Origin of the sequence: Enterobacter sp. HMSC16D10 (assembly GCF_001807145.1) — a bacterium.
Lineage (GTDB): Bacteria > Pseudomonadota > Gammaproteobacteria > Enterobacterales > Enterobacteriaceae > Enterobacter > Enterobacter roggenkampii.
In genome coordinates, this window is sequence record NZ_KV787833.1 from 185439 (window position 1) to 209332 (window position 23894).

Here is a 23894-nt window from a genome sequence, read left to right on the forward strand (position 1 = left end):
AGCGGAATTAACGCGTTCCGTAAACCACGATGGTTTTACCGTGGGCGGAGATCAGGTTTTGATCTTCCAGCATTTTCAGGATACGGCCTACTGTTTCACGGGAGCAACCGACGATCTGACCAATTTCCTGACGGGTAATTTTAATTTGCATGCCGTCCGGATGGGTCATGGCGTCCGGCTGTTTCGCCAGGTTCAGCAGAGTTTGTGCGATGCGGCCCGTCACGTCCAGGAAAGCGAGGTTGCCCACTTTCTCTGAGGTGACCTGCAGACGGCGCGCCATCTGGGAAGAGAGACGCATCAGAATGTCAGGGTTAACCTGAATCAGCTGACGGAACTTCTTGTAAGAAATTTCAGCCACTTCACATGCTGTCTTTGCACGAACCCAGGCGCTACGTTCCTGGCCCTCTTCAAACAGGCCCAGTTCACCGATGAAATCGCCCTGGTTCAGATAAGAAAGGATCATCTCTTTCCCTTCTTCATCTTTGATCAGCACTGCCACCGAGCCTTTAACGATGTAATACAACGTTTCCGCTTTTTCACCCTGGTGAATCAGCGTGCTCTTTGATGGGTACTTATGAATGTGGCAATGAGACAAGAACCATTCGAGAGTCGGGTCTGTTTGCGGTTTGCCAAGCACCATGCGCTGTTATCCTCTGTTATAAGCTGTCACCAGAGTCATCAGATGCATCCGGACTCTGGGGTTGCAATCGAATTCTTACCCATACCCTGGGAAGTCGGCTACCGTAACGTTTCGCAGCCAGTAAAGTTTGATGTCCTCTGCATACATGTGTAACGTCAATGTATTACTGTAGCATCCTGAGTGTTTTAGCATAGCTTTCGCCGCGTGTCTCCTGGTGTCTCGCTTCAGCATGATGCAGGTCGCCTTCCATTGCGAGAAATGTAACGCACGCGTAATCTGTCACCAAAAATGCAACGTTGGAGTTTAAGAATATGCAAGCGCGCGTGAAGTGGGTTGAAGGTTTAACGTTCCTGGGCGAGTCCGCGTCAGGACATCAGATTTTGATGGATGGTAACTCCGGCGATAAAGCGCCCAGCCCAATGGAAATGGTGCTGATGGCGGCAGGGGGATGCAGTGCCATTGACGTGGTGTCGATTCTGCAAAAAGGCCGTCATGACGTGACGGATTGTGAGGTCAAACTCACGTCAGAACGCCGCGAAGAGGCGCCACGCCTGTTCACCCACATCAATCTGCACTTTGTGGTCACCGGTAAAGAACTGAAAGACGCGGCGGTTTCACGTGCGGTGGACCTGTCTGCGGAGAAGTACTGCTCTGTCGCGTTAATGCTGGAGAAAGCGGTAAAAATCACCCATTCGTATGAAGTGATCGAGGCTTAATGTTTTGGCGGGTGGCGCTTCGCTGACCCGCCCTACAAAAGCACGACCGTAGGCCCGGTAAGCGCAGCGCCACCGGGCAAAATACTCACGCGATCTGTTTCCCTTCCATCAGTCGCTCCACCAGCGGCGTCATGATGAGCTCCATCGCCAGCCCCATTTTTCCGCCCGGTACGACTAATGTATTCATGTGAGAAATAAACGAGCCCTGCAGCATCGCCAGCAGCCAGGGGTAGTCAATGCCTTCGAGATTGCGGAAATGGATCACCACAAAGCTCTCATCCAGGGATGGGATACTTTTGGCCGCGAAAGGGTTGGAGGTGTCCACCGTCGGCACGCGCTGGAAGTTGATATGGGTGCGGGAAAACTGCGGCGTCAGGAAGTTGATGTAGTCTTCCATGGAGCGCACCACCGAATCCATCACTGCTTCGCGCGAGTGGCCGCGCTCGCTCATGTCACGCGTCAGCTTCTGGATCCACTCCAGGTTAACGATAGGCACCACGCCAACCAGCAGATCCACGTGGCGCGCCACGTCGTGCTGCGGCGTGACCACGCCGCCGTGTAATCCTTCGTAGAACAGCACGTCGGTAGGTTCCGGCAGGGGCTGCCAGGGGGTAAAGGTGCCAGGCACCTGATTCCAGGGAACGGCTTCATCATAGGTATGCAGATACTTGCGGGACTGCCCTTTACCGCTCTGGCCGTACTCAATAAAGGTTTGTTCCAGCAGGCCGAAGTCATTGGCTTCCGGACCGAAGTAGCTGATGTGTTTACCCAGATCGCGCGCCTTACGGATGGCCATGTCCATCTCCGGGCGCGTGTAGCGGTGAAAGCTGTCGCCTTCGACCTCCGCCGCACGGAGATTCAGCTGGGCGAAAATCTTGCGAAATGCGAGGCTGGTGGTGGTGGTTCCCGCACCACTCGACCCCGTAACGGCAATAACCGGATGTCTGGCAGACATAGCAACTCCCTGACTGAAAAGGGTGGAAGATCAGCCGTGAAACGCGTTGCGGGGCATGATATTCACCGTCTCATGCAGTTCTGACCACACCAGCACCACGTCGCCGCTTTTCAGCTGGCGCTTTACATCGTTGACCTTTTGCTCAAGCGAGCGTTCCTGTTCACCATAATCGGTGCCTTCGCGTAATACAAAGCTTTCAATCAGATTATCGAGCGTTTCGGGAGCCAGATCCTGCCAGGGAATAATCATGTTGCACCGTCCAGATAAGGGGTTAGCCAGTCAGGAATACGCGCCTCAAGCCACATTTTCGGGCGGCGCAGCGTGCCGCCGATAAACCCGACGTGGCCGCCGTGCTCGGTCAACTGATAGTGAACGTTGTCGGGCAGGAATTCCTGAGCGGGAATCGAGTGATGATCCATAAATGGGTCATCTTTGGCATGAATGATCAGCGTCGGCTGCGTGATCTTGCTGAGCAGCGGCATGGCGCTGCACTGACGATAATAGTCAATCGCATCGGCGAAGCCGTGGATTTTCGCGGTGATCAGGTCGTCGAATTCGCGAATGCGGCGTACCTTTTTCAGCTGGCGCAGGCTGACCGGGAGGGTGTCCGGGTAGGCCTTCAGCTTACGCGCCGCGTTGGCCTTCAGCAGGTTGAGCAGGTAGCGCTGATAGACGCGGGAAAAGCCTTTATCCATGTGGTAGCTGCACTGCTCCAGCATGAACGGGGCGGAGACAATGACGGCGGCATCCAGCGGGACGCTTTCCCCTTCTTTAGCTAACAGGCAGGCCAGCATATTTCCGCCCAGCGAGTAGCCTACGGCCGCGGTGGGCACGGTGCCATAGTTGTCCCGCAGCCAGTGTAAAAACCACGTACCGTCTTCGGTTTCACCCGAGTGATAGATACGCTTCTGCCGGTTCGGCTCGCCGCTGCAGCCGCGAAAATGCATCACCACGCCGAGCCAGCCGCGCGCTTTGGCCGCCTCAATGAGCCCGTGTGCATACGGGCTATGCAGGCTGCCTTCCAGACCGTGAAAAACCACCAGCCGCGGCTTATGTCGAGCCTGATCCGGCGCTTCGCTCCAGGCGAGATCCAGAAAGTCACCGTCTGGCAGATCTAGCCGCTGCCAGTGTGGGGTGAACTGAACCTTGCGGCGGATCAGTCGCGGCAGCATGGTCTGCAAATGGCGATTGGCGACGCCGCGCATAGGCACGAACTCAGTGCTGTCTTCGGCGGCAATGTCGAAGCCTGATGGAATGATTTGGGTCATAGGCGCGATGCTGATTCTTGTCGGAAATTTACGATACTTTCCGAATTGTACTCCGTTTAGCCTGAATTTCCGAAACATGAACTGATCCCGATCACAAATATTTACCTTGATTATTACTCTCAGGCTAATGATTCAGCTCTACGCTTAATTGATGCCTTTCTCACCAGAGCGCACACTCTACTCAACGTTAAGCAAATCAAAATGATTAGCTGAATCAGGAGGTTAATAATGTTATCTGGGCAAACACCCACCCGGCAATGGAACACGCGACGCAGCGAAAAAGCGCGTCGTCTGGCCTCCGTACCGGTGCAGGGCAAGGTACTGCCAACCGGCGATCTCGTCGCCATGCTGGAAAAACTGATCGCGCCAGGCGACAAGGTCGTGCTGGAAGGTAACAACCAGAAGCAGGCCGATTTCCTTTCCCGCTCGCTGGCCGAAGTGAACCCGCAGATCGTCCACGACCTGCATATGATCATGCCGAGCGTTGGCCGTAGCGAACATTTGGATATCTTTGAGAAAGGCATCGCCCGCAAGCTGGATTTCTCCTTCTCCGGGACGCAGAGCCTGCGCATCTCCCAACTGCTGGAGGATGGTCAGCTCGAAATCGGCGCGATTCACACCTACATCGAACTCTACTCCCGTCTCTACGTCGACCTGTCGCCCAACGTGGCGCTGATTGCTGGCTTTAAAGCTGACCGCAAAGGCAACCTCTATACCGGGGCGAGCACCGAAGATACCCCGGCGCTGGTGGAAGCCGCCGCGTTCCATGACGGCATCGTCATCGCGCAGGTGAACGAGCTGGTGGATGACGAGTGTGACCTGCCGCGCGTGGACATTCCGGGTTCGTGGATTGACTTTGTGGTGGTGGCCGATAAGCCGTTCTTTATCGAACCGCTGTTTACCCGCGACCCGCGCCTGATTAAACAGGAACACATCCTGATGGCGATGATGGCCATCAAGGGTATTTATGCGGAACACCAGGTGCAGTCCCTGAACCACGGGATCGGCTTTAACACTGCGGCGATTGAGCTGCTGCTGCCTACCTACGGTGAACAGCTCGGCCTTAAAGGCAAAATCTGTAAACACTGGACGCTGAACCCGCATCCGACGCTGATCCCGGCTATTGAAAGCGGCTGGGTCGAGAGCGTGCACTGCTTCGGCGGCGAGCTGGGGATGGAAGAGTACATCCGCGCGCGTCCGGACGTCTTCTTTACCGGTGCCGACGGCTCCATGCGCTCCAACCGCGCGTTCTGCCAGCTGGCAGGTCAGTACGCGGTGGATATGTTCATCGGCTCTACGCTGCAGGTGGACGGCTACGCCAACTCCTCAACCGTGACCCGTGGTCGTCTGTCCGGCTTCGGCGGTGCGCCAAACATGGGTCACGACCCGCACGGTCGTCGCCACGCCACGCCAGCCTGGCTGAACATGATCACCGAACCTGACCCAATGCAGCGCGGCAAAAAACTCGTCGTGCAGATGGTGGAAACCTTCCAGGCGGGCGTGAAGCCGACCTTCGTGGAAAAACTCGATGCCGTTGACGTGGCGAAAGCCTCCGGTATGCCGCTGGCGCCGGTGATGATCTACGGCGATGACGTCACCCACGTGCTGACGGAAGAGGGGATTGCCTACCTCTATCGGGCGAAAGATCTGGAAGAGCGTCGCGCCATGGTCGCCGCCGTCGCGGGGATCACCGACATCGGTCTGGGCGTGGATGCCAAACGCGTGGCGGAACTGCGTCAGAGCGGCAAGGTGCTCTATCCGGAAGATATGGGGATTCGCCGCACTGATGCCACCCGCTCTCTGCTGGCGGCAGGCAGCGTGTCTGATCTCGTGGAATGGTCCGGCGGTCTCTATAACCCACCTGCGAAATTCCGGAGCTGGTAATGAAACTTCTCCCCCAGATTCAGGTTGAAGGCGGTGCCGAATGGCTGGCGCGAACCGCCACGCAGTGTCTGATTGACGAAGCACGTTTAAGCCCGAAACCCGGTCTGGTGGACAGTCGGGGGAACGGCGCGCACCACGATTTATCCCTTGCGCTGATGGAGTGCTCCGCGCACAGCCTGACCTCCACGTTTCAGGCACTGGCGCTGCAAAGCTGGCAGCGCCCGGCAGATATCGCACTTCGGCAAACCGTCGGGCGACTCGGTCGCGAAGGCGAGCAGCAGATGATGGCCGCAACCGGTGGCGTAAACACCCATCGCGGCGCGATTTGGGCGCTGGGGCTGCTGGTCAGCGCGGTGGCGATGCTCGGTGGTGATGCCAGGGCGCAAGACGTCGCCCGCACCGCCGCACAGCTGGCGAGACTGCCGGACGACGCGGCGCCGAAGGTTTTCAGTAAAGGCCTGCGCGCCACGCACCGTTACCGCGTGCCGGGCGCGCGTGAAGAGGCGCAGCAGGCGTTCCCGCACGTTATGCAGCGCGCGCTGCCGCAGCTTCGTCTGAGCCGCCTCAACGGCAGCAGCGAAACGCACGCCAGGCTCGACGCGCTGATGGCCATCATGACCTCACTCACCGACACCTGCGTGCTGTCACGTGCCGGAATGGAAGGGCTTGATGCTATGCAGGACGGCGCCCGTGCGGTGCTGAATGCCGGCGGCAGCGCAACGCCTGCGGGCCAGCAGGCGCTGGCGAGGTTAGACCGTCAGATGCTGGCGCTCAACGCCTCACCGGGCGGCGCTGCCGACCTGCTTGCCGCCACGCTGTTTCTCGACCGCATCGAAACGCCAAATTCAAAGCATTAAGAGGATGTTATGGAAAAAATCACATTGACCGTGCCAGCCAGCCGCACGTTAAGCGGCAGGGCGCTGGCAGGGGTAGTCGGTTCCGGGGATATGGAGGTGCTCTTCACCGCCGAACCGGGCCAGACGTTAACCATTGATATCACCACCTCCGTGGACAACAGCCGGGGGCGCTGGGAGGCGCTGTTCAACCGTCTGCAAACCGTCAGCAGCCTGCCCGCAGGGAAGCTGACCATCCACGACTTCGGCGCGACGCCGGGCGTGGCGCGCATTCGCATCGAACAGGTTTTTGAGGGGGTGAGCCATGCGTGATGACAGCAGCTTTATCGAACTGAAAGCGCGCCAGCGCGCGCAGGCCCTGCTCGACGAGGGCAGCTACCGCGAACTGCTGGATCCGTTTGAAGGCATTATTTCTCCGTGGCTTGGGCCACAGGGCATTGTGCCGCAGGCGGACGACGGCATGGTGGTGGCGAAGGGCACCATCAACGGCAAGCCTGCCGTCGTCGTGGCGATTGAAGGCGCGTTCCAGGGCGGCAGCATGGGCGAAGTGTCCGGCGCCAAAATGGCGGCGGCGCTGGAGCTGGCGGCGGAGGATAACCGCAACGGCATTCCGACTCAGGCGGTACTGTGCCTCGAAACCGGCGGCGTGCGTCTGCAGGAGGCGAACCTCGGCCTGGCGGCGATTGCCGATATTCACGCGGCGATTGTGGACCTGCGTCGCTACACGCCGGTTATTGGCATTGTGGCCGGAACCGTGGGCTGCTTCGGTGGGATGTCCATCGCGGCGGCGCTCTGCAGCTACCTGATCGTGACCCGCGAAGCGCGTCTTGGCCTCAACGGCCCGCAGGTTATCGAACAGGAGGCGGGCATTGAGGAGTACGACTCCCGCGATCGTCCGTTTATCTGGAGCATGACCGGCGGTGAAGTGCGCTATCAAAGCGGGCTGGTGGATGCGCTCGTCGGCGACGGTATCAACGCGGTGAAACAGGCGATGAACGACGCGATTGCTAAAGGCGTTCCCGCGAAACATCGCACCGATAACTACGACGATTACCTGAACCGTCTGACGAATTTCGACACCCGCAAACAGGCTGATGCCGAACAGATTAACGCGCTTTTTGCCCGGGAGGTGAAATGATGAGTAACGCAATAAGCCGTGGCGAACGCTGGCTGGACATCCTCGCCCCGAACGCCAAACGTATCGAGGGGCTATGCCCGTCCGTCCAGGCGGCAGACGGCGAGCTGAACGGCGAGGCGGTGCGCTTTGTTGCCGTGGTGCCGGATGCCAACAACCACTTCCCGCGTGCGGCGAAAGGGGAAGTGGGGCTGCTGGAAGGCTGGACCCTGGCGAAAGTGGTCAGTGAAACCGTCGCGGCGGATGCTGACAAACCCGTGAAGCGCCCGATTGTGGCGGTGATCGACGTCCCAAGCCAGGCCTATGGCCGACGCGAAGAGGCGTTTGGGATTCATCAGGCGCTGGCCGGTGCGGCAGCAGCCTATGCGAATGCCCGCCTGGTCGGTCACCCGGTGATTGGGCTTATCGTAGGCAAGGCGATGTCCGGCGCGTTCCTGGCGCACGGCTACCAGGCTAACCGTCTGATCGCCTTTAACGACAAAGGCGTGCTGATCCACGCGATGGGCAAAGAGTCTGCGGCGCGCATCACGCTGCGTACCGTCGAGGCGCTGGAAAAACTGGCGGCGACCATTCCGCCAATGGCCTACGACATCAGCAACTACGCCACGCTGGGGCTGCTCTCTAACCTGCTGGATATCAGCAACCCGGATGCCCCCTCCGATAACGATCTGACGCTGGTGAAATCCACCCTGCAACAGGCCATCAGTGACGCTCGTCAGGACACCACGTTGAAAAACCGTCTGGGTGCTGACAATCGCCGCAGCTCGGCGCTCGTACGCGAACGTATGCGAGCCAGCTGGTAAGTAAAAAGAGACCTGCCAGATGCATCAACCCGTGGGCGCGTGACAGCGCCCACGCGGGAACCTGCATCCTGAAAATAATAATCATCGCGCCAGTGCTAAAACTTTTTTACTACAGGTGATTTATGACTTACGTAATTGTTCATGCTCTTGCACCGATTTTCGTCATCATGCTGCTGGGATTCTGGGCCGGCAAGGCAAAGATGGTCGATAACAAAAATGTTTCCCTGCTTAATATCTTCGTAATGGATTTTGCACTCCCTGCCGCGCTGTTCAGTGCCACCGTGCAAACCCCGTGGACCGGCATCGTTGCCCAGTCGCCGCTGATCCTGGTGCTGACGCTGGCGATGTGGATCACCTATGCGGTCATCTATTTCCTCGCCACCGGCGTCTTTAAGAAATCGCCACAGGATGCGGCCGTGCTGACGCTCACCGTCGCGCTGCCCAACTATGCAGCGCTGGGTCTGCCGATTCTGGGCAGCGTGCTGGGCGAAGGTTCCTCTACGTCGCTCTCCGTCGCGGTCTCCATCGCCTGCGGTTCGGTGCTGATGACCCCGTTCTGCCTGCTCATTCTGGAGCGTGAAAAAGCGCGCGCTGAAGGCAATAGCTCCGGCTCAACGCTCTCGATGCTGCCGGTGCTGATGTGGCGTTCCATTAAAAAACCGATCGTGATGGGCCCGCTGCTGGGCGTGATTTTGTCCGCCATCGGCATCAAAATGCCGGAGCTGGTGCTGGCGGCGATCAAACCGCTGGGGCTGTCCGCGACCGCTGCAGCGCTGTTCCTGACCGGGGTGATCCTCTCTGCCCGTAAGCTGCAGATTAATACCATGGTCATCACCTCCACGATCGCCAAGCTGCTGATTCAGCCAGCCATTGCCTGGGGTATCGTCTTGATCTTTGGTCTGCACGGCTCCGTGGCGATCACCGCTATCCTGATGATTGCGCTGTCTGCGGGCTTCTTCGGCGTCGTGTTCGGTAACCGCTTTGGCGTGCAGTCGCCGGATGCAGAAGCCGTGCTGCTGTTAAGCTCCGTCCTGTGTATCCTGTCGCTGCCGCTGTTTATCTCGCTAACTTCAGGAATGTAACCATGACCACCCCATTACGCCCGCACGACCTTATCTGGCTTACTTCCCGCGATGCGCTGGAAGGCATCACTGAATCCTGGGTGGAGGCCGCCTGGCATACCGGCCTGCCGGTGGTGGTGCGGCGTGATGTGGATAGCGAAGGCCGGATCCCCGTTGGCGTGCGCGGTTTACGTCGCGACCAGCGGGCGGCCGGATGGGGGAAGCCCGAAAACGTGTTACGCGTGGTTTCACCAGAAGATCTGAGCGTTGCGGCCGAACTGCTGCGCTCGCCCTTTGTGACTCAGCCACCCGTTCAGGTGGCGCTTCAGCTTTCTCAGCAGGCGTGGCCGTGGACGTGGGGCATTACCGGCAGTACCGGCTACGCGCTGGCGACCGGTATCCCGGTGATCCATGCCGACAGCGATCTCGATCTGCTTATCCGCGCTCCGCTGCCGATCTCACCGGACGCCCTGACGACGTGGCAGTCCCGGCTAAGCCGTGCGCTGTGTCGTGCCGATACGCAGGTGGATACGCCCGAGGGCGGTTTCGCGCTGGCGGAGTGGCTGCGCGACGGCAAAACGCTGCTGAAAACCCGCCGTGGACCGCGCCTGGTGGCGGATCCGTGGCGCAGGGAGGAGTGATGAAAATAGTGTTTACCTTTCCGGGGCAGGGCACGCAGCACGAAGGCATGCTGCAAAACCTGCCGGGAACGGAACTGGCTCAGGCGCGTGAGGTGCTTGGCACCGAAGTGGATACGCTGGATAGCGCAGACGCGTTAAGCCATACCCGCGCGGTTCAGCTTTGCCTGCTAATTGCAGGCGTGGCCTGGGCGCGCGAGCTGGAACGGCGCGGCGTGGCGCCGGATATCGTCAGCGGGCTGTCCATCGGCGCTTATCCGGCGGCGGTCATTGCAGGCGCGCTGGACTTCACGGATGCGCTGAAGCTGGTGGCGCTGCGTGGCGATCTGATGGAGCAGGCGTATCCGCACGGCTACGGCCTGACGGCAATTATGGGGCTCACTCTGCCGCAGGTGGAAGACCTTATCCAGGGCACCGGGACCTACATTGCCAACCTGAATGCCGAAACGCAGATCGTGATTGCCGGAACCGATGAAGGGATGGCGGAGGCGGCGTCGCGCGCGCTGGCGAAAGGGGCGAGCAAGGCCAAACGGCTGGCGGTCAGCGTGCCGTCGCACTGCGAACTGCTGACAGCACCCGCGCAAAAGCTGGCAACGGCGTTTGAATCGGTCACGCTTTCACGCCCACGCTGCGCCTACCTGAGCGGCAGCACCGGGCGCGTGTTGTGGCAGCCGGAAAAGATCGCCGACGATCTGGCGATGAACATGGCGCGTACGGTGCGCTGGCAGGAGGCGATGATTTCAGCGAATGAACGCGAAGCCCGGCTGGCGATCGAGATGCCCCCCGGCGGCGTACTGACCTGCCTGACGCGTCAGGCGCCGTGGGAAGGAGAGACGATTTCACTGGAGCGCAGCGGGGTGGACGTGGCGGTACATCTGGCGAAGCGACTCCGTGCGTGATGGTTTAGCCCGGTGGCGCTACGCTTACCGGGCCTACTACGGACTGTAGGCCCGGTAAGCGTAGCGCCACCGGGCAATAACATCAGGCACTATCCTGCAAACTGCGGGCATACATCCGCCCTTCGGCGGCCAGCGCCCGCAGGCTTGGATCCTGCTCGCGGTTGCGGGCAAAGACGATGGCGATCAGCTGTTGCATCTGGTACGGCTCGGCAAGCTTCAGGAGCTGCACGGAATTCTCATAGACCTTTTTCATCCTGCCCGGCATCAGCGTAAAGCCCACTCCCGCCTGCACCAGACTGAGCATGGAGAAAATGTCATTCACCCGGGTAACAATCTCCGGCTCGAACCCGGCGATATGAAACGCCTCCTGGAAGCCTGCATAGGTGGCGAACCCTTCCGCAAGAGAGACAAATTTCCGATCTTTATAGTCGCGCAGATCGGCCGGGCCGCGGGTATTGAGCGTCGCGGAGGCCGGTGCGGCAAGGAAGATGTCGTCATGGAACAGCGGGAGCACTTCCAGGCTGTTACGGTCGATATCGCTCTCGGAAATGGAGATAAGAATGGCGTCCAGAGAGCCTTCATCCAGCATGTGCAGCAGGGTTTCGTTGGAGCCCATCGTCAGATCCATTTCCAGATCCGGACGACGTAGCTTCATGCCCATGATCAGACGCGGCACGGTTTCCAGGGTGAGCGAGTAGAGCGTTCCGACTCGCAGCCGCCCCTGGCCGATCCCGGCAATTTTGCGCGACGCTTCCAGCCCGCGCTCCATCACCTGCATCACTTCCTGACAATATTCCAGTAAGGTCCAGGCGGAAGGGAGAGCAATCAGGTTGCGCCCCTTATGGGTAAAGAGCGGACAGCGCACGTTCTCTTCCAGCGTGTGCAGCGCACGGTGAACGCTGACGCCGCTCAGGCCCAGAGTTTCGGCGGTACGCGCGATATTCCCCTTCTCCATAAACGTCATGAAGATGCTGAGCTTGCGGAATGTAATCTCGCTCGTGTTATCGAAACTCATAGCCCTCCCGGTATCAGTCAGCCTGCAGCATCGCTTCCAGCTGTTCCTGCGCGTCCAGCCACGCCATCTCACACTCTTCAAGGCTGGATTTGGTCTTCGCCTGGGTTTGCAGGCAGTCCGTCAGTTCGGCTTTACGGCTCTGGTCATACAGACCGCTGTCGCCGAGCTTCTCTTCAACGGTAGCAAGCGTGGCGTTGAGCTTTTCCATCTCTTTTTCGAGACGGGCAATCTCTTTACGCAGCGGCTGCGTCTGGGTGCGCAGCTCCGCTTCACGGCGCTTCTGGTCTTTACGTGCCTGCGCGCTGTTGGCGTTGTCTTTCGCCGACTCCTCCGGCTGGTTCTCCTGCTTCTGCACGTCCGTCAGCCACTGCTGGTAGTCTTCCAGATCGCCGTCGAACGGTTCGACTTTGCCGTCGTGCACTAAGTAGAGATCGTCCGTGGTGGAGCGGATCAGGTGACGGTCGTGTGACACCACCACCAGTGCGCCTTCGAACTCAATCAGCGCTTCGGTCAGCGCCTGACGCATATCGAGATCCAGGTGGTTGGTCGGTTCATCAAGCAGCAGCAGGTTCGGGCGCTGCCAGACGATCAGCGCCAGCACCAGACGGGCCTTTTCGCCGCCGGAGAAGCGCTCGGTGTTTTCGGTGACCTTATCGCCCTGGAAGCCGAAGCCGCCGAGATAGTCGCGCAGCTTCTGCTCCATCTCCTGCGGCGCCAGACGCGCGAGGTGCTGAATCGGGGATTCATCCGCGCGTAAAAATTCCAGCTGATGCTGGGCGAAGTAACCCAGCTTGATGCCCTTCGCCAGGCCGATTTCACCCTTGACCGGATTAAGCTCGCCCGCCAGCAGTTTGATCAGCGTGGATTTACCGGCACCGTTGCGCCCGAGCAGACCAATACGTGAACCCGGCACCAGGTTGAGCTTGATGGAGTCGAGAATAATGCGGTCGGCATAACCCGCGCTGACCTTTTCCATTTTCAGCAGGGGATTTGGCAGGCTTTCCGGGGCCCGGAAGCTGAAGTGGAACGGGTTGTCGACGTGCGCCGGGGCGATCATCTCCATGCGCTCCAGCATCTTGATGCGGCTCTGGGCCTGCTTCGCCTTTGACGCCTTGGCCTTGAAGCGATCCACAAAGCTTTGCAGGTGCGCCACGCGCTGCTGCTGGCTTTCGTACATGGACTGCTGCTGGGCAAGACGCGTCGCGCGCTGGCGCTCGAAGGAGCTGTAGTTGCCCGTGTACTCGAACATCGTTTGCTGTTCGATATGAATGATTTTATCCACCACCGGGTCGAGGAAGTCGCGGTCGTGGGAGATCAGAATCAGAGTGCCCTGATAGCTCTTGAGCCACTTCTCCAGCCAAATAACCGCATCGAGATCGAGGTGGTTAGTCGGTTCATCGAGCAGCAGCAGGTCAGAGCGACAGATCAGCGCCTGCGCCAGGTTGAGGCGCATACGCCAGCCGCCGGAGAAGTCGCTGACCGGGCGTTCCAGCTGCTCATTGCTGAAGCCCAGGCCGTGCAGCAGGCTGGAGGCGCGGGAGCGAATGGTCCACGCGTCGATGGCGTCCAGCTTGCCGTGAACGGTGGCGATGGCGTGGCCGTCGTTGCGCTCGTTAGCGGCGTTAAGTTCCGCCTCGAGCTTGCGGTACTCACGATCGCCGTCGATAACATAGTCGAGTGCCGGTTCGCTCAGCGCGGGCGTCTCCTGGTTTACCCAGGCGAGCTGCCAGTTCCCCGGGAAGGTAAAGTTACCGCCATCCGCGCTAATCTCGTTTTTCAGCAGCGCCAGCAGCGTGGATTTACCACAGCCGTTTTTGCCGACCAGGCCCACTTTCTGGCCCGGGTTGATGGTAGCAGTGGCGTTATCCAGCAGGACGCGCACGCCGCGACGAATTTGTAACGAGGAGAAAACAATCATAGAAGCGCCGTATGTTCCGACTATGTTAATTTGTCATTATGATAATGTAAGGTGTGGGCCGTTTTCCGCACCGGGCCGTCATGGTAGCCCAAAACAGCGACGATACACAAAAACAGAAACAAGACCGGGAGGGGAATGATGTCTCAGACAGCAAAAGTGCTGCTGCTGTATGCCCATCCGGAATCTCAGGACTCGGTGGCAAACCGGGTGCTGCTTAAGCCGGCTACTCAGCTCAGCAACGTGACGGTGCACGATCTCTACGCGCACTATCCTGATTTCTTTATTGATATTCCCTACGAGCAGGAACTGCTGCGTCAGCATGACGTGATTGTGTTCCAGCATCCGCTTTATACCTACAGCTGTCCGGCGCTGCTCAAAGAGTGGCTGGACCGCGTGCTGAGTCGGGGCTTCTCCAGCGGGGTGGGGGGCAACCAGCTGGCGGGAAAGTACTGGCGTAGTGTGATTACGACCGGTGAACCCGAAAGCGCCTACCGCCACGACGGGCTGAACCGCTATCCGATGAGCGACATTCTGCGGCCTTTTGAGCTGACGGCGGCCATGTGCCGTATGCACTGGATGAGCCCGATTATTGTCTACTGGGCCCGTCGTCAGGATCCGAAAGAGTTGGCCAGCCACGCCAGAGCCTACGGTGAATGGCTGGCGTCACCGATTCCGGCAGGAGGGCGTTAATGGAAGGATCGAATTTGCTCCTCGCCGGGGTGCTGTTTTTATTTGCGGCCGTCGTCGCGGTGCCGCTTGCTGCACGTATTGGTATCGGTGCGGTGTTGGGTTATCTGCTGGCGGGGATCGCGATTGGCCCCTGGGGACTGGGATTCATCAGCGATGTGGATGAAATACTCCACTTCTCCGAGCTGGGCGTGGTGTTCCTGATGTTCATCATTGGCCTTGAGCTCAACCCTTCAAAATTGTGGCAGCTCCGACGCTCCATCTTTGGCGTAGGTGCCGCTCAGGTGTTGCTCAGCGCCGCGATTCTGGGTGGCCTGTTAATGCTGACGAATTTCTCCTGGCAGGCGGCGGTGATCGGCGGGATAGGCCTTGCGATGTCGTCGACGGCGATGGCCCTGCAGCTGATGCGCGACAAAGGGATGAACCGTAACGAAGCCGGTCAGCTGGGTTTTTCGGTGCTGCTGTTCCAGGATTTGGCGGTCATCCCGGCGCTGGCGCTGGTGCCGCTGCTGGCGGGCTCCGGCGACGACCACTTTGACTGGGCGAAAATCGCCATGAAGGTGCTGGCCTTCGCGGGGATGCTGATTGGCGGACGTTTCCTGTTACGTCCGGTGTTCCGCTTTATTGCCGCGTCCGGCGTGCGCGAGGTGTTTACCGCCGCGACGCTGCTGCTGGTGCTGGGGTCGGCATTGTTTATGGACGCGCTGGGGCTGTCGATGGCGCTCGGGACCTTTATCGCCGGGGTGCTGCTGGCGGAAAGTGAATACCGCCACGAGCTGGAAATTGCCATCGATCCCTTCAAAGGGTTGCTGTTGGGGCTGTTCTTTATTTCGGTGGGGATGGCGCTCAATCTTGGCGTGCTCTATACCCATCTCCTGTGGGTTGTGGTGAGCGTGGCCATCCTGGTGGCTGTGAAAACGCTGGTGCTGTACGTCATGGCGCGCATATACGGCCTGCGCAGTTCGGAGCGCATGCAGTTTGCGAGCGTGTTGAGCCAGGGAGGAGAGTTCGCGTTTGTGCTGTTCTCTACCGCCTCGTCCCAGAAGCTGTTTAAAGACGATCAGATGGCGCTTTTGCTGGTAACGGTCACGCTGTCCATGATGACCACGCCGCTGCTGATGAAGCTGGTGGATAGACTGCTGTCGCGCCGCCTGAACCCGGCAGACGACGAAGACGAAGCGCCGTGGGTGGAAGACGATAAGCCCCAGGTGATCGTGGTGGGCTTTGGCCGTTTTGGACAGGTAATTGGCCGTTTGCTGATGGCGAACAAAATGCGCATTACGGTGCTGGAGCGTGATATCAGCGCGGTCAACCTGATGCGCAAATATGGCTACAAGGTTTACTACGGCGACGCGACCCAGCTTGAGTTACTGCGCTCGGCGGGGGCAGAAGCGGCAGAATCCATCGTCATTACCTGTAACGACCCGGAAGACACGATGAAGCTGGTGGATCTTTGCCAGCAGCATTTCCCGCATCTGCATATTCTGGCGCGTGCACGGGGACGTGTTGAAGCTCACGAATTATTGCAGGCGGGTGTGAAACACTTCTCCCGTGAGACGTTCTCCAGTGCGCTGGAGCTGGGGCGCAAGGCGCTGATCTCGCTTGGCATGCATCCGCATCAGGCGCAGCGCGCCCAGATGCACTTCCGCCGGCTGGATATGCGGATGCTGCGCGAGCTGATGCCGGTCCATACCGATACGGCGCAGATCTCCCGCGTCCGGGAAGCGCGTCGCGAGCTGGAGGAGATCTTCCAGCGCGAGATGCAGCAGGAACGACGCCAGCTCGATGGCTGGGATGAATTTGAATAAAGGGTAACGAAAGATGGCTGTACGTAAACGCTTTATCGCGGGTGCAAAATGCCCGACCTGCCAGGCGCAAGACACCCTGGCGATGTGGCGGGAAAATAATATTGATGTTGTTGAGTGTGTTAAGTGCGGTCACCAGATGCGTGAGGCCGACAAAGAGGCGCGCGAGCACGTTCGCAAAGAAGAGCAAGTTATCGGGATTTTTCATCCGGACTAGCGATATGCCCTGAGTTTTTTTAAGCTAAAGGGTACACAGGTGCAGATTTCCGCTACAATCTGCGCCAGCAATTTTCCCACGCTCAGGAGATATCATGAAAGTAGCAAAAGACCTGGTGGTCAGCCTGGCCTATCAGGTACGTACAGAAGACGGTGTGTTGGTTGATGAGTCTCCGGTGAGTGCGCCGCTTGACTACCTGCATGGTCACGGTTCCCTGATTTCCGGCCTGGAAAACGCGCTGGAAGGTCATGAAGTTGGCGACAAATTTGACGTTGCTGTAGGCGCGAACGACGCTTACGGTCAGTATGACGACAACCTGGTTCAGCGCGTTCCTAAAGACGTGTTCATGGGCGTTGACGAACTGCAGGTTGGCATGCGCTTCCTGGCGGAAACCGACCAGGGCCCGGTTCCGGTTGAAATCACCGAAGTGGAAGATGACCACGTCGTGGTTGACGGCAACCACATGATGGCTGGCCAGAACCTGAAGTTCAACGTAGAAGTTGTTGCGATCCGCGAAGCGACCGAAGAAGAGCTGGCTCATGGCCACGTTCACGGTGCGCACGGTCACGACCATGACCACGATCACGGCCACGACGGCTGCTGCGGTGGTCACGGCCACGACCATGGTCATGACCACGGCCACGGTAAAGGTGGTTGCGGTAACGGCGGCTGCGGCTGCCACTAATTCCGTCATGCGGAAAATAAAAAAGCGGGATAATCCCGCTTTTTTTACGCCTCAATAATGAGGCGGTGGCGTCTCTTCTGACTGAGAGGCGATGTTCGACGGCTGCGTAGCCTTCAGCTTTTCCGTCAGCAGGCGCATATGATCCCGCAGTTTCGCCATTTCGAGCTCATGTGCGGTCACGGTCTGGTTTAGCTCTTCGATGGTGATGTCCTGAAAAGCCAGGCGGCTTTCCAGCTCAGCCATTCTCGCTTCTAATGCTGTATCCTTCATCATTCACCTTGTTTATTTCAGATTCGCCATAATGGCCCAGCGGCGGCGCAGTTTAACTGAGTTTATCCTTAAGTACAGTTCGCATCCCTCTGGCAAGAAACTTATTTAAACAAAAATAGTCTGAAAAGTGGCGAGAATTGGACGTGTCTGTCTGTAGATTTCTTCTGCAACGTTTTATAGTACGTCACTCATTTACGTTTAACGCTGGGGTGAGAGTCCCCAGGCCCTGGAGATATGGATGAAATCACTGTTTAAAGTAACGCTGCTGGCGACGACGATGGCTGTTGCGCTGAACGCGCCGCTGTCATTCGCTGCTGATACTGCTGCGAAGCCTGCTGCCACTGCAGACAGCAAAGCAGCGTTCAAAAATGACGACCAGAAATCCGCCTACGCACTGGGCGCATCTCTGGGTCGTTACATGGAAAACTCTCTGAAAGAACAAGAGAAACTGGGCATCAAACTGGATAAAGCTCAGCTGATCGCAGGCGTTCAGGACGCATTTGCCGATAAGAGCAAGCTGTCTGACCAGGAAATTGAACAGACTCTGCAGGCGTTCGAAGCGCGTGTGAAGGGCGCCGCGCAGACTAAGATGGACGCGGACGCTAAAGACAACGAAGCGAAAGGCAAAGCCTACCGCGATGCCTTCGCTAAAGAGAAGGGTGTGAAAACCTCTTCGACTGGCCTGGTGTACAAAGTTGAGAAAGAAGGCACCGGCGATGCGCCTAAAGACAGCGACACGGTTGTCGTGAACTACAAAGGTACGCTGATCGACGGTAAAGAGTTCGATAACTCTTACACCCGTGGTGAGCCGCTCTCCTTCCGTCTGGATGGTGTGATCCCTGGCTGGACTGAAGGCCTGAAAAACATCAAGAAAGGCGGCAAGATCAAGATGGTCATCCCACCGGATCTGGCCTATGGCAAAACCGGCGTTCCGGGGATCCCTGCCAACTCTACGCTGGTCTTTGACGTAGAGCTGCTGGACATCAAACCGGCACCGAAAGCGGATGCCAAGGCAGACGCACCGGCTGACGATAAAGCCGCTGCTGCTAAGAAGTAATGCTGAAAAAAAACCGCCGCCTTTAAGGCGGCGGTTTTTTATTGTGGGGCAGATATAATTAACACTGGAAAGCGTTAGGCACGCTGTATTAATTTAGTTGTCCGTGTAGATAATGAGCCTGCCCTGAAAACCTAACGACAGGCTCCTGAAAAGGAGTGTTTTTTTCATGTCCAGGTCGCTTTTAACCAACGAAACCAGTGAACTTGATTTGCTGGATCAACGTCCTTTTGACCAGACCGACTTCGATATTCTGAAATCCTATGAAGCGGTAGTGGACGGGTTAGCGATGCTCATTGGCTCCCACTGCGAAATCGTATTGCACTCCCTGCAAGATCTGAAGTGTTCCGCCATCCGCATTGCGAATGGTGAGCATACTGGCCGTAAAATTGGCTCGCCAATTACCGACCTTGCATTGCGTATGTTGCATGACATGACCGGCGCGGACAGCAGCGTCTCCAAATGCTATTTCACCCGCGCCAAAAGCGGCGTGCTGATGAAATCAGAAACCATCGCGATTCGAAACCGCGAGCATCGTGTAATTGGGCTGCTGTGCATCAACATGAACCTTGATGTGCCTTTCTCGCAGATCATGAGCACCTTTATTCCACCAGAAACGCCGGATGTTGGCTCTTCTGTTAACTTTGCCTCTTCCGTCGAAGATCTCGTCACGCAGACGCTTGAGTTCACCATTGAAGAGGTGGATGCCGACCGCAACGTCTCTAACAACGCCAAGAATCGCCAGATCGTGCTCAATCTCTATGAAAAAGGGATTTTTGATATTAAAGACGCCATCAACCAGGTGGCCGATCGTCTCAACATCTCCAAGCACACGGTCTACCTCTATATTCGCCAGTTCAAAAGCGGTGATTTCCTGGGACAAGACAAGTAATGCGTTATGCGTTAATGGTGACAGGCCCGGCGTACGGGACTCAGCAGGCCAGCAGCGCGCTGCAGTTTGCGCATGCGCTGCTGGCAGCCGGACATGAGCTGGCGAGCGTCTTCTTCTATCGGGAAGGGGTGTATAACGCGAACCAGTTTACGTCGCCGGCGAGCGATGAGTTTGATGTGGTGCGCGGCTGGCAGGCATTAAACGAAAAGCAGGGCGTAGAACTGCACATCTGCGTGGCGGCGGCACTGCGCCGCGGCGTGACCGATGCAACCGAAGCCGCCCGTCTTGGTTTGTCGGGTTCTAACCTGCAGCCCGGTTTTTCGTTAAGCGGTTTGGGCGCGCTGGCACAGGCGGCGCTCACCTGCGACAGAGTGGTGCAATTCTGATGAAGCGCGTGGCATTTGTTTTTGCGTCTGCGCCGCACGGGAGCGCTTCTGGCCGCGAAGGGCTGGATGCGTTACTTGCGACGTCCGCGCTGACCGAAGATATCGGCGTCTTCTTTTTAGGGGACGGTGTGTTTCAGCTTCTGGCGGGTCAGCAGCCACAGGCCATTCTGGCGCGGGATTACATCGCTACGTTTAAAGTGCTGCCGCTGTATGACATTGAAACCCTTTATGTCTGCGCCGACTCGCTGGCCGCTCGCGGTTTGGATGAGAAGACGCCTTTCGTGCTGGATGTGACCGTCGTCTCTTCTGCGGCATTGCGCGAACACCTTTCCCACTACGACACCGTTCTGACTTTCTGAGGCTGCCATGCTCCATACTCTGAGCCATTCACCATGGCAATGTGATATCGACGCGTTACTGAGTATGCTGCGCGACGGTGATGACCTGCTGCTGATTCAGGACGGCGTGCTTGCCGCACTTGAAGGCAGCCGCTTCGTTGAAATGCTCACGAATGCCCCCATAACAGTTTCTGCGCTGAAAGACGATCTGGATGCGCGGGGTCTTTCTGGTCAAATTTCAGCCAAAATTGACGTGGTTGGCTATACTGATTTCGTCAATCTTACTGTGACGCACGCCAGTCAAATGAACTGGTGATTTGAGATCGCTGTATATTTCTTGACACCTTTTCGACGTAGCCCTAAAATTTCGCGTCCTCATATTGTATGAGGTCGTTTTATTACGTGTTTACGAAGCAAAAGCTAAAACCAGGAGCTATTTAATGGCAACAGTTAACCAGCTGGTACGCAAACCACGTGCACGCAAAGTTGCGAAAAGCAACGTGCCTGCGCTGGAAGCCTGCCCGCAGAAACGTGGTGTATGTACTCGTGTATATACCACCACTCCTAAAAAACCAAACTCCGCACTGCGTAAAGTATGCCGTGTGCGTTTGACTAACGGTTTCGAAGTGACTTCCTACATCGGTGGTGAAGGTCACAACCTGCAGGAGCACTCCGTGATCCTGATCCGTGGCGGTCGTGTTAAAGACCTTCCGGGTGTTCGTTACCACACCGTTCGTGGTGCGCTGGACTGCTCAGGTGTTAAAGACCGTAAGCAGGCTCGCTCCAAGTACGGCGTGAAGCGTCCTAAGGCTTAATGGTTCTCCGTTAAGTAAGGCCAAACTGATTTATCTTAATGTCATACTAAACTCTTTGAGTTTTGGACAATCCTGAATTAACAACGGAGTATTCCCATGCCACGTCGTCGCGTCATTGGTCAGCGTAAAATTCTTCCAGATCCGAAATTCGGATCAGAACTGCTGGCAAAATTTGTAAATATCCTGATGGTAGATGGTAAAAAATCTACTGCAGAAGCAATCGTATACAGCGCGCTGGAGACCCTGGCTCAGCGTTCTGGTAAAAATGAACTGGAAGCTTTCGAAGTCGCTCTCGACAACGTTCGCCCAACTGTAGAAGTTAAGTCCCGCCGCGTTGGTGGTTCTACTTATCAGGTTCCAGTTGAAGTTCGTCCGGTTCGTCGTAATGCCCTGGCAATGCGTTGGATCGTTGAAGCTGCTCGTAAACGCGGTGATAAATCCATGGCTCTGCGTCTGGCGAACGAACTTTCTGATGCTGCAGACAACAAAGGTACTGCAGTTAAGAAACGTGAAGACGTTCACCGTATGGCAGAAGCCAACAAGGCGTTCGCACACTACCGTTGGTAATCCCTTCGGAGTCTTAGTCACCAGGCGGGCGCTTCAGAGAAGCCGCCCGCTCTGGGTAACTTAACTGAACGCCTAAAGATATAAACGAGGAATCAAATGGCTCGTACAACACCCATCGCACGCTACCGTAACATCGGTATCAGTGCGCACATCGACGCCGGTAAAACCACTACTACCGAACGTATTCTGTTCTACACCGGTGTAAACCACAAAATCGGTGAAGTTCATGACGGCGCAGCCACCATGGACTGGATGGAACAGGAGCAGGAGCGTGGTATCACTATCACCTCCGCAGCGACTACTGCATTCTGGTCAGGTATGGCTAAGCAGTACGAACCGCATCGCGTAAACATCATCGACACCCCAGGGCACGTTGACTTCACCATCGAAGTAGAACGTTCCATGCGTGTTCTTGACGGCGCGGTAATGGTTTATTGCGCAGTTGGTGGTGTTCAGCCACAGTCTGAAACCGTATGGCGTCAGGCGAACAAATATAAAGTTCCACGCATCGCGTTCGTTAACAAAATGGACCGTATGGGTGCTAACTTCCTGAAAGTTGTTGGTCAGATCAAAACCCGTCTGGGCGCGAACCCTGTTCCGCTGCAGCTGGCAATTGGTGCTGAAGAAGGCTTCACCGGCGTTATCGACCTGGTGAAAATGAAAGCCATCAACTGGAACGATGCAGACCAGGGCGTTACCTTCGAATACGAAGATATCCCAGCTGCAATGCAGGACCTGGCTGACGAATGGCACCAGAACCTGATCGAATCCGCTGCTGAAGCTTCTGAAGAGCTGATGGAGAAATACCTGGGTGGTGAAGAACTGACTGAAGAAGAGATCAAAAAAGCTCTGCGTCAGCGCGTTCTGAACAACGAAATCATCCTGGTAACCTGTGGTTCTGCGTTCAAGAACAAAGGTGTTCAGGCGATGCTGGATGCGGTAGTTGACTACCTGCCATCCCCGGTTGACGTTCCTGCGATCAACGGCATCCTGGACGACGGTAAAGATACCCCGGCTGAGCGTCACGCAAGCGACGAAGAGCCATTCTCTGCACTGGCGTTCAAAATTGCTACCGACCCATTCGTGGGTAACCTGACCTTCTTCCGCGTTTACTCTGGTGTGGTTAACTCCGGTGACACCATCCTGAACTCCGTGAAAGCGGCGCGTGAGCGTTTTGGCCGTATCGTACAGATGCACGCTAACAAACGTGAAGAGATCAAAGAAGTTCGTGCGGGCGACATCGCTGCAGCTATCGGTCTGAAAGACGTGACCACTGGTGACACCCTGTGTGACCCGGATCACCCGATCATTCTGGAGCGTATGGAATTCCCAGAGCCGGTAATCTCCATCGCAGTTGAACCAAAAACCAAAGCTGACCAGGAAAAAATGGGTCTGGCTCTGGGCCGTCTGGCGAAAGAAGACCCATCATTCCGCGTATGGACTGATGAAGAATCTAACCAGACCATCATCGCTGGTATGGGTGAACTGCACCTGGACATCATCGTTGACCGTATGAAGCGTGAATTCAACGTTGAAGCGAACGTGGGTAAACCTCAGGTTGCTTACCGCGAAGCGATTCGCGCGAAAGTTACCGACATTGAAGGTAAACACGCTAAGCAGTCTGGTGGTCGCGGTCAGTACGGTCACGTTGTGATCGACATGTACCCACTGGAGCCGGGCTCTAACCCGAAAGGTTACGAGTTCATCAACGACATCAAAGGTGGTGTAATTCCTGGCGAATACATCCCAGCCGTTGATAAAGGCATCCAGGAACAGCTGAAAGCGGGCCCTCTGGCTGGCTATCCGGTTGTTGACATGGGTATCCGTCTGCACTTCGGTTCTTACCACGACGTTGACTCCTCTGAACTGGCGTTTAAACTGGCTGCGTCTATTGCCTTTAAAGAAGGCTTTAAGAAAGCAAAACCAGTTCTGCTTGAGCCAATCATGAAGGTTGAAGTAGAAACTCCTGAAGAGAACACCGGTGACGTTATCGGTGACTTGAGCCGTCGTCGCGGTATGCTGCGTGGTCAGGAATCCGAAGTGACTGGCGTTAAGATCCACGCTGAAGTTCCGCTGTCTGAAATGTTCGGATATGCAACTCAGCTGCGTTCTCTGACCAAAGGTCGTGCATCATACACCATGGAATTCCTGAAGTATGATGATGCGCCTAACAACGTTGCTCAGGCCGTTATTGAAGCCCGTGGTAAGTAATCCACAGGATTAAAACCTAAGTCCCGTGCTCTCTCCAAAGGGGAGAGCACTATAGTAAGGAATATAGCCGTGTCTAAAGAAAAATTTGAACGTACAAAACCGCACGTCAACGTTGGTACTATCGGCCACGTTGACCATGGTAAAACTACCCTGACTGCTGCAATCACTACCGTTCTGGCTA

The 23894-nt window shown here is 56.9% G+C and carries 29 protein-coding genes; 22 read left to right on the forward strand and 7 right to left on the reverse strand.

Annotated elements, in window-relative coordinates:
* Nucleotides 1–7 precede the first annotated feature (7 nt).
* On the reverse strand, nucleotides 8–640 hold the full coding sequence (gene crp / locus HMPREF3143_RS03805; RefSeq protein WP_000242758.1) for a cAMP-activated global transcriptional regulator CRP: 633 nt from the start codon (nucleotides 638–640) through the stop codon (nucleotides 8–10).
* A 311-nt stretch (nucleotides 641–951) separates the two neighbouring features.
* Between crp and HMPREF3143_RS03810 the strand changes: the two genes are divergently transcribed.
* The gene (locus HMPREF3143_RS03810; protein WP_008503018.1) at nucleotides 952–1356 is read left to right on the forward strand and encodes an OsmC family protein; all 405 of its coding nucleotides are present in this window, start codon (nucleotides 952–954) and stop codon (nucleotides 1354–1356) included.
* 85 nt (nucleotides 1357–1441) lie between these two features.
* On the opposite strand, the gene HMPREF3143_RS03815 is transcribed toward HMPREF3143_RS03810, so the two are convergent.
* Genes HMPREF3143_RS03815 through HMPREF3143_RS03825 form a run of 3 tightly spaced genes read right to left on the reverse strand, consistent with a single transcriptional unit; the run spans nucleotide 1442 to nucleotide 3579 of the window.
* Nucleotides 1442–2311 (reverse strand): phosphoribulokinase, encoded by an 870-nt coding sequence (locus HMPREF3143_RS03815; protein ID WP_008503017.1) that lies wholly within the window; start codon nucleotides 2309–2311, stop codon nucleotides 1442–1444.
* Between the two features lie 30 nt (nucleotides 2312–2341).
* A complete protein-coding gene (locus HMPREF3143_RS03820) occupies nucleotides 2342–2560 on the reverse strand; it encodes a YheU family protein (RefSeq protein WP_008503016.1) in 219 nt (72 codons plus the stop codon).
* Nucleotides 2557–3579 (reverse strand): hydrolase, encoded by a 1023-nt coding sequence (locus HMPREF3143_RS03825; protein WP_045417897.1) that lies wholly within the window; start codon nucleotides 3577–3579, stop codon nucleotides 2557–2559. The genes HMPREF3143_RS03820 and HMPREF3143_RS03825 overlap by 4 nt, the downstream gene beginning before the upstream one ends.
* A gap of 228 nt (nucleotides 3580–3807) precedes the next feature.
* Between HMPREF3143_RS03825 and mdcA the strand changes: the two genes are divergently transcribed.
* The 8 genes from mdcA (at nucleotide 3808) to mdcH (ending at nucleotide 10853) form a co-directional block, all read left to right on the forward strand.
* Entirely contained in the window at nucleotides 3808–5463 is a 1656-nt protein-coding gene (gene mdcA, locus HMPREF3143_RS03835) for a malonate decarboxylase subunit alpha (RefSeq protein WP_021242210.1), read from the forward strand.
* On the forward strand, nucleotides 5463–6320 hold the full coding sequence (locus HMPREF3143_RS03840) for a triphosphoribosyl-dephospho-CoA synthase (RefSeq protein ID WP_021242211.1): 858 nt from the start codon (nucleotides 5463–5465) through the stop codon (nucleotides 6318–6320). Before mdcA ends, HMPREF3143_RS03840 begins: the two co-directional genes overlap by 1 nt.
* Before the next feature lie 9 nt (nucleotides 6321–6329).
* On the forward strand, nucleotides 6330–6629 hold the full coding sequence (gene mdcC / locus HMPREF3143_RS03845; protein WP_023294711.1) for a malonate decarboxylase acyl carrier protein: 300 nt from the start codon (nucleotides 6330–6332) through the stop codon (nucleotides 6627–6629).
* Complete coding sequence (locus tag HMPREF3143_RS03850; protein ID WP_021242213.1) at nucleotides 6622–7455, forward strand: biotin-independent malonate decarboxylase subunit beta; 834 nt, start codon at nucleotides 6622–6624, stop codon at nucleotides 7453–7455. The genes mdcC and HMPREF3143_RS03850 overlap by 8 nt, the downstream gene beginning before the upstream one ends.
* The gene (mdcE, locus tag HMPREF3143_RS03855) at nucleotides 7455–8255 is read left to right on the forward strand and encodes a biotin-independent malonate decarboxylase subunit gamma (RefSeq protein ID WP_070531851.1); all 801 of its coding nucleotides are present in this window, start codon (nucleotides 7455–7457) and stop codon (nucleotides 8253–8255) included. The genes HMPREF3143_RS03850 and mdcE overlap by 1 nt, the downstream gene beginning before the upstream one ends.
* 122 nt (nucleotides 8256–8377) lie before the next feature.
* The gene (locus tag HMPREF3143_RS03860) at nucleotides 8378–9337 is read left to right on the forward strand and encodes an AEC family transporter (RefSeq protein WP_021242215.1); all 960 of its coding nucleotides are present in this window, start codon (nucleotides 8378–8380) and stop codon (nucleotides 9335–9337) included.
* 2 nt (nucleotides 9338–9339) lie between these two features.
* On the forward strand, nucleotides 9340–9957 hold the full coding sequence (locus HMPREF3143_RS03865) for a malonate decarboxylase holo-ACP synthase (protein WP_021242216.1): 618 nt from the start codon (nucleotides 9340–9342) through the stop codon (nucleotides 9955–9957).
* A complete protein-coding gene (gene mdcH / locus HMPREF3143_RS03870) occupies nucleotides 9957–10853 on the forward strand; it encodes a malonate decarboxylase subunit epsilon (RefSeq protein ID WP_023294708.1) in 897 nt (298 codons plus the stop codon). Before HMPREF3143_RS03865 ends, mdcH begins: the two co-directional genes overlap by 1 nt.
* 82 nt (nucleotides 10854–10935) lie before the next feature.
* Here the strand turns inward: mdcH and HMPREF3143_RS03875 are convergent, their stop codons facing one another.
* Together HMPREF3143_RS03875 and HMPREF3143_RS03880 are read right to left on the reverse strand one after the other, a co-directional pair.
* Nucleotides 10936–11868 carry a LysR family transcriptional regulator gene (locus HMPREF3143_RS03875; RefSeq protein WP_021242218.1) on the reverse strand — a complete coding sequence of 311 codons (933 nt, stop codon included), beginning with the start codon at nucleotides 11866–11868 and terminating at the stop codon, nucleotides 10936–10938.
* Between the two features lie 13 nt (nucleotides 11869–11881).
* Complete coding sequence (locus tag HMPREF3143_RS03880) at nucleotides 11882–13786, reverse strand: ABC transporter ATP-binding protein (protein WP_021242219.1); 1905 nt, start codon at nucleotides 13784–13786, stop codon at nucleotides 11882–11884.
* Nucleotides 13787–13921: 135 nt separating this feature from the next.
* On the opposite strand from HMPREF3143_RS03880, the gene kefG reads away from it, so the two are divergent.
* The 4 genes from kefG (at nucleotide 13922) to slyD (ending at nucleotide 17180) form a co-directional block, all read left to right on the forward strand.
* On the forward strand, nucleotides 13922–14476 hold the full coding sequence (gene kefG, locus HMPREF3143_RS03885; RefSeq protein WP_021242220.1) for a glutathione-regulated potassium-efflux system ancillary protein KefG: 555 nt from the start codon (nucleotides 13922–13924) through the stop codon (nucleotides 14474–14476).
* A complete protein-coding gene (gene kefB, locus HMPREF3143_RS03890) occupies nucleotides 14476–16281 on the forward strand; it encodes a glutathione-regulated potassium-efflux system protein KefB (RefSeq protein WP_070531841.1) in 1806 nt (601 codons plus the stop codon). Before kefG ends, kefB begins: the two co-directional genes overlap by 1 nt.
* 13 nt (nucleotides 16282–16294) lie before the next feature.
* Complete coding sequence (locus HMPREF3143_RS03895; protein WP_008503011.1) at nucleotides 16295–16495, forward strand: YheV family putative zinc ribbon protein; 201 nt, start codon at nucleotides 16295–16297, stop codon at nucleotides 16493–16495.
* Nucleotides 16496–16589: 94 nt separating this feature from the next.
* On the forward strand, nucleotides 16590–17180 hold the full coding sequence (slyD, locus tag HMPREF3143_RS03900; protein ID WP_070531843.1) for a peptidylprolyl isomerase: 591 nt from the start codon (nucleotides 16590–16592) through the stop codon (nucleotides 17178–17180).
* A 51-nt stretch (nucleotides 17181–17231) separates the two neighbouring features.
* Here the strand turns inward: slyD and HMPREF3143_RS03905 are convergent, their stop codons facing one another.
* Entirely contained in the window at nucleotides 17232–17450 is a 219-nt protein-coding gene (locus tag HMPREF3143_RS03905) for a protein SlyX (RefSeq protein ID WP_024907948.1), read from the reverse strand.
* Nucleotides 17451–17688: 238 nt separating this feature from the next.
* On the opposite strand from HMPREF3143_RS03905, the gene fkpA reads away from it, so the two are divergent.
* The 9 genes from fkpA to HMPREF3143_RS24560 form a co-directional block, all read left to right on the forward strand.
* On the forward strand, nucleotides 17689–18507 hold the full coding sequence (gene fkpA, locus HMPREF3143_RS03910; RefSeq protein WP_008503008.1) for an FKBP-type peptidyl-prolyl cis-trans isomerase: 819 nt from the start codon (nucleotides 17689–17691) through the stop codon (nucleotides 18505–18507).
* Nucleotides 18508–18673: 166 nt separating this feature from the next.
* Nucleotides 18674–19396 carry a helix-turn-helix transcriptional regulator gene (locus HMPREF3143_RS03915; protein ID WP_070531846.1) on the forward strand — a complete coding sequence of 241 codons (723 nt, stop codon included), beginning with the start codon at nucleotides 18674–18676 and terminating at the stop codon, nucleotides 19394–19396.
* Nucleotides 19396–19782: a sulfurtransferase complex subunit TusD gene (gene tusD / locus HMPREF3143_RS03920; protein WP_023345014.1), complete on the forward strand. Its 387-nt coding sequence runs from the start codon at nucleotides 19396–19398 to the stop codon at nucleotides 19780–19782. The genes HMPREF3143_RS03915 and tusD overlap by 1 nt, the downstream gene beginning before the upstream one ends.
* Nucleotides 19782–20141: a sulfurtransferase complex subunit TusC gene (tusC, locus tag HMPREF3143_RS03925; RefSeq protein ID WP_008503006.1), complete on the forward strand. Its 360-nt coding sequence runs from the start codon at nucleotides 19782–19784 to the stop codon at nucleotides 20139–20141. The genes tusD and tusC overlap by 1 nt, the downstream gene beginning before the upstream one ends.
* 7 nt (nucleotides 20142–20148) lie before the next feature.
* Nucleotides 20149–20436 (forward strand): sulfurtransferase complex subunit TusB, encoded by a 288-nt coding sequence (tusB, locus tag HMPREF3143_RS03930; protein WP_008503005.1) that lies wholly within the window; start codon nucleotides 20149–20151, stop codon nucleotides 20434–20436.
* A 124-nt stretch (nucleotides 20437–20560) separates the two neighbouring features.
* Nucleotides 20561–20935: a 30S ribosomal protein S12 gene (rpsL, locus tag HMPREF3143_RS03935; protein ID WP_000246815.1), complete on the forward strand. Its 375-nt coding sequence runs from the start codon at nucleotides 20561–20563 to the stop codon at nucleotides 20933–20935.
* Nucleotides 20936–21031: 96 nt separating this feature from the next.
* Nucleotides 21032–21502 (forward strand): 30S ribosomal protein S7, encoded by a 471-nt coding sequence (gene rpsG, locus HMPREF3143_RS03940; RefSeq protein ID WP_004106370.1) that lies wholly within the window; start codon nucleotides 21032–21034, stop codon nucleotides 21500–21502.
* 96 nt (nucleotides 21503–21598) lie between these two features.
* The gene (gene fusA, locus HMPREF3143_RS03945) at nucleotides 21599–23713 is read left to right on the forward strand and encodes an elongation factor G (RefSeq protein ID WP_021242224.1); all 2115 of its coding nucleotides are present in this window, start codon (nucleotides 21599–21601) and stop codon (nucleotides 23711–23713) included.
* 69 nt (nucleotides 23714–23782) lie between these two features.
* Nucleotides 23783–23894, forward strand: a 112-nt coding sequence (locus HMPREF3143_RS24560) for a GTP-binding protein (RefSeq protein ID WP_001336758.1), incomplete at its 3' end; no start/stop codon positions are given.

Bases quoted from the DNA above. Each gene is read 5' to 3' on its own strand.
- rpsL (WP_000246815.1), top strand. From the start codon at position 20,561: ATGGCAACAGTTAACCAGCTGGTACGCAAACCACGTGCACGCAAAGTT.
- crp (WP_000242758.1), bottom strand. From the start codon at position 640: ATGGTGCTTGGCAAACCGCAAACAGACCCGACTCTCGAATGGTTCTTG.
- HMPREF3143_RS03810 (WP_008503018.1), top strand. From the start codon at position 952: ATGCAAGCGCGCGTGAAGTGGGTTGAAGGTTTAACGTTCCTGGGCGAG.
- tusC (WP_008503006.1), top strand. From the start codon at position 19,782: ATGAAGCGCGTGGCATTTGTTTTTGCGTCTGCGCCGCACGGGAGCGCT.
- HMPREF3143_RS03850 (WP_021242213.1), top strand. From the start codon at position 6,622: ATGCGTGATGACAGCAGCTTTATCGAACTGAAAGCGCGCCAGCGCGCG.
- HMPREF3143_RS03815 (WP_008503017.1), bottom strand. From the start codon at position 2,311: ATGTCTGCCAGACATCCGGTTATTGCCGTTACGGGGTCGAGTGGTGCG.
- HMPREF3143_RS03860 (WP_021242215.1), top strand. From the start codon at position 8,378: ATGACTTACGTAATTGTTCATGCTCTTGCACCGATTTTCGTCATCATG.
- mdcE (WP_070531851.1), top strand. From the start codon at position 7,455: ATGAGTAACGCAATAAGCCGTGGCGAACGCTGGCTGGACATCCTCGCC.
- HMPREF3143_RS03895 (WP_008503011.1), top strand. From the start codon at position 16,295: ATGGCTGTACGTAAACGCTTTATCGCGGGTGCAAAATGCCCGACCTGC.
- kefB (WP_070531841.1), top strand. From the start codon at position 14,476: ATGGAAGGATCGAATTTGCTCCTCGCCGGGGTGCTGTTTTTATTTGCG.
- HMPREF3143_RS03880 (WP_021242219.1), bottom strand. From the start codon at position 13,786: ATGATTGTTTTCTCCTCGTTACAAATTCGTCGCGGCGTGCGCGTCCTG.
- fusA (WP_021242224.1), top strand. From the start codon at position 21,599: ATGGCTCGTACAACACCCATCGCACGCTACCGTAACATCGGTATCAGT.
- mdcC (WP_023294711.1), top strand. From the start codon at position 6,330: ATGGAAAAAATCACATTGACCGTGCCAGCCAGCCGCACGTTAAGCGGC.
- HMPREF3143_RS03865 (WP_021242216.1), top strand. From the start codon at position 9,340: ATGACCACCCCATTACGCCCGCACGACCTTATCTGGCTTACTTCCCGC.
- tusB (WP_008503005.1), top strand. From the start codon at position 20,149: ATGCTCCATACTCTGAGCCATTCACCATGGCAATGTGATATCGACGCG.
- mdcH (WP_023294708.1), top strand. From the start codon at position 9,957: ATGAAAATAGTGTTTACCTTTCCGGGGCAGGGCACGCAGCACGAAGGC.
- kefG (WP_021242220.1), top strand. From the start codon at position 13,922: ATGATGTCTCAGACAGCAAAAGTGCTGCTGCTGTATGCCCATCCGGAA.
- slyD (WP_070531843.1), top strand. From the start codon at position 16,590: ATGAAAGTAGCAAAAGACCTGGTGGTCAGCCTGGCCTATCAGGTACGT.
- HMPREF3143_RS03825 (WP_045417897.1), bottom strand. From the start codon at position 3,579: ATGACCCAAATCATTCCATCAGGCTTCGACATTGCCGCCGAAGACAGC.
- HMPREF3143_RS03905 (WP_024907948.1), bottom strand. From the start codon at position 17,450: ATGAAGGATACAGCATTAGAAGCGAGAATGGCTGAGCTGGAAAGCCGC.
- HMPREF3143_RS03840 (WP_021242211.1), top strand. From the start codon at position 5,463: ATGAAACTTCTCCCCCAGATTCAGGTTGAAGGCGGTGCCGAATGGCTG.
- HMPREF3143_RS03915 (WP_070531846.1), top strand. From the start codon at position 18,674: ATGTCCAGGTCGCTTTTAACCAACGAAACCAGTGAACTTGATTTGCTG.
- fkpA (WP_008503008.1), top strand. From the start codon at position 17,689: ATGAAATCACTGTTTAAAGTAACGCTGCTGGCGACGACGATGGCTGTT.
- mdcA (WP_021242210.1), top strand. From the start codon at position 3,808: ATGTTATCTGGGCAAACACCCACCCGGCAATGGAACACGCGACGCAGC.
- rpsG (WP_004106370.1), top strand. From the start codon at position 21,032: ATGCCACGTCGTCGCGTCATTGGTCAGCGTAAAATTCTTCCAGATCCG.
- tusD (WP_023345014.1), top strand. From the start codon at position 19,396: ATGCGTTATGCGTTAATGGTGACAGGCCCGGCGTACGGGACTCAGCAG.
- HMPREF3143_RS03875 (WP_021242218.1), bottom strand. From the start codon at position 11,868: ATGAGTTTCGATAACACGAGCGAGATTACATTCCGCAAGCTCAGCATC.
- HMPREF3143_RS03820 (WP_008503016.1), bottom strand. From the start codon at position 2,560: ATGATTATTCCCTGGCAGGATCTGGCTCCCGAAACGCTCGATAATCTG.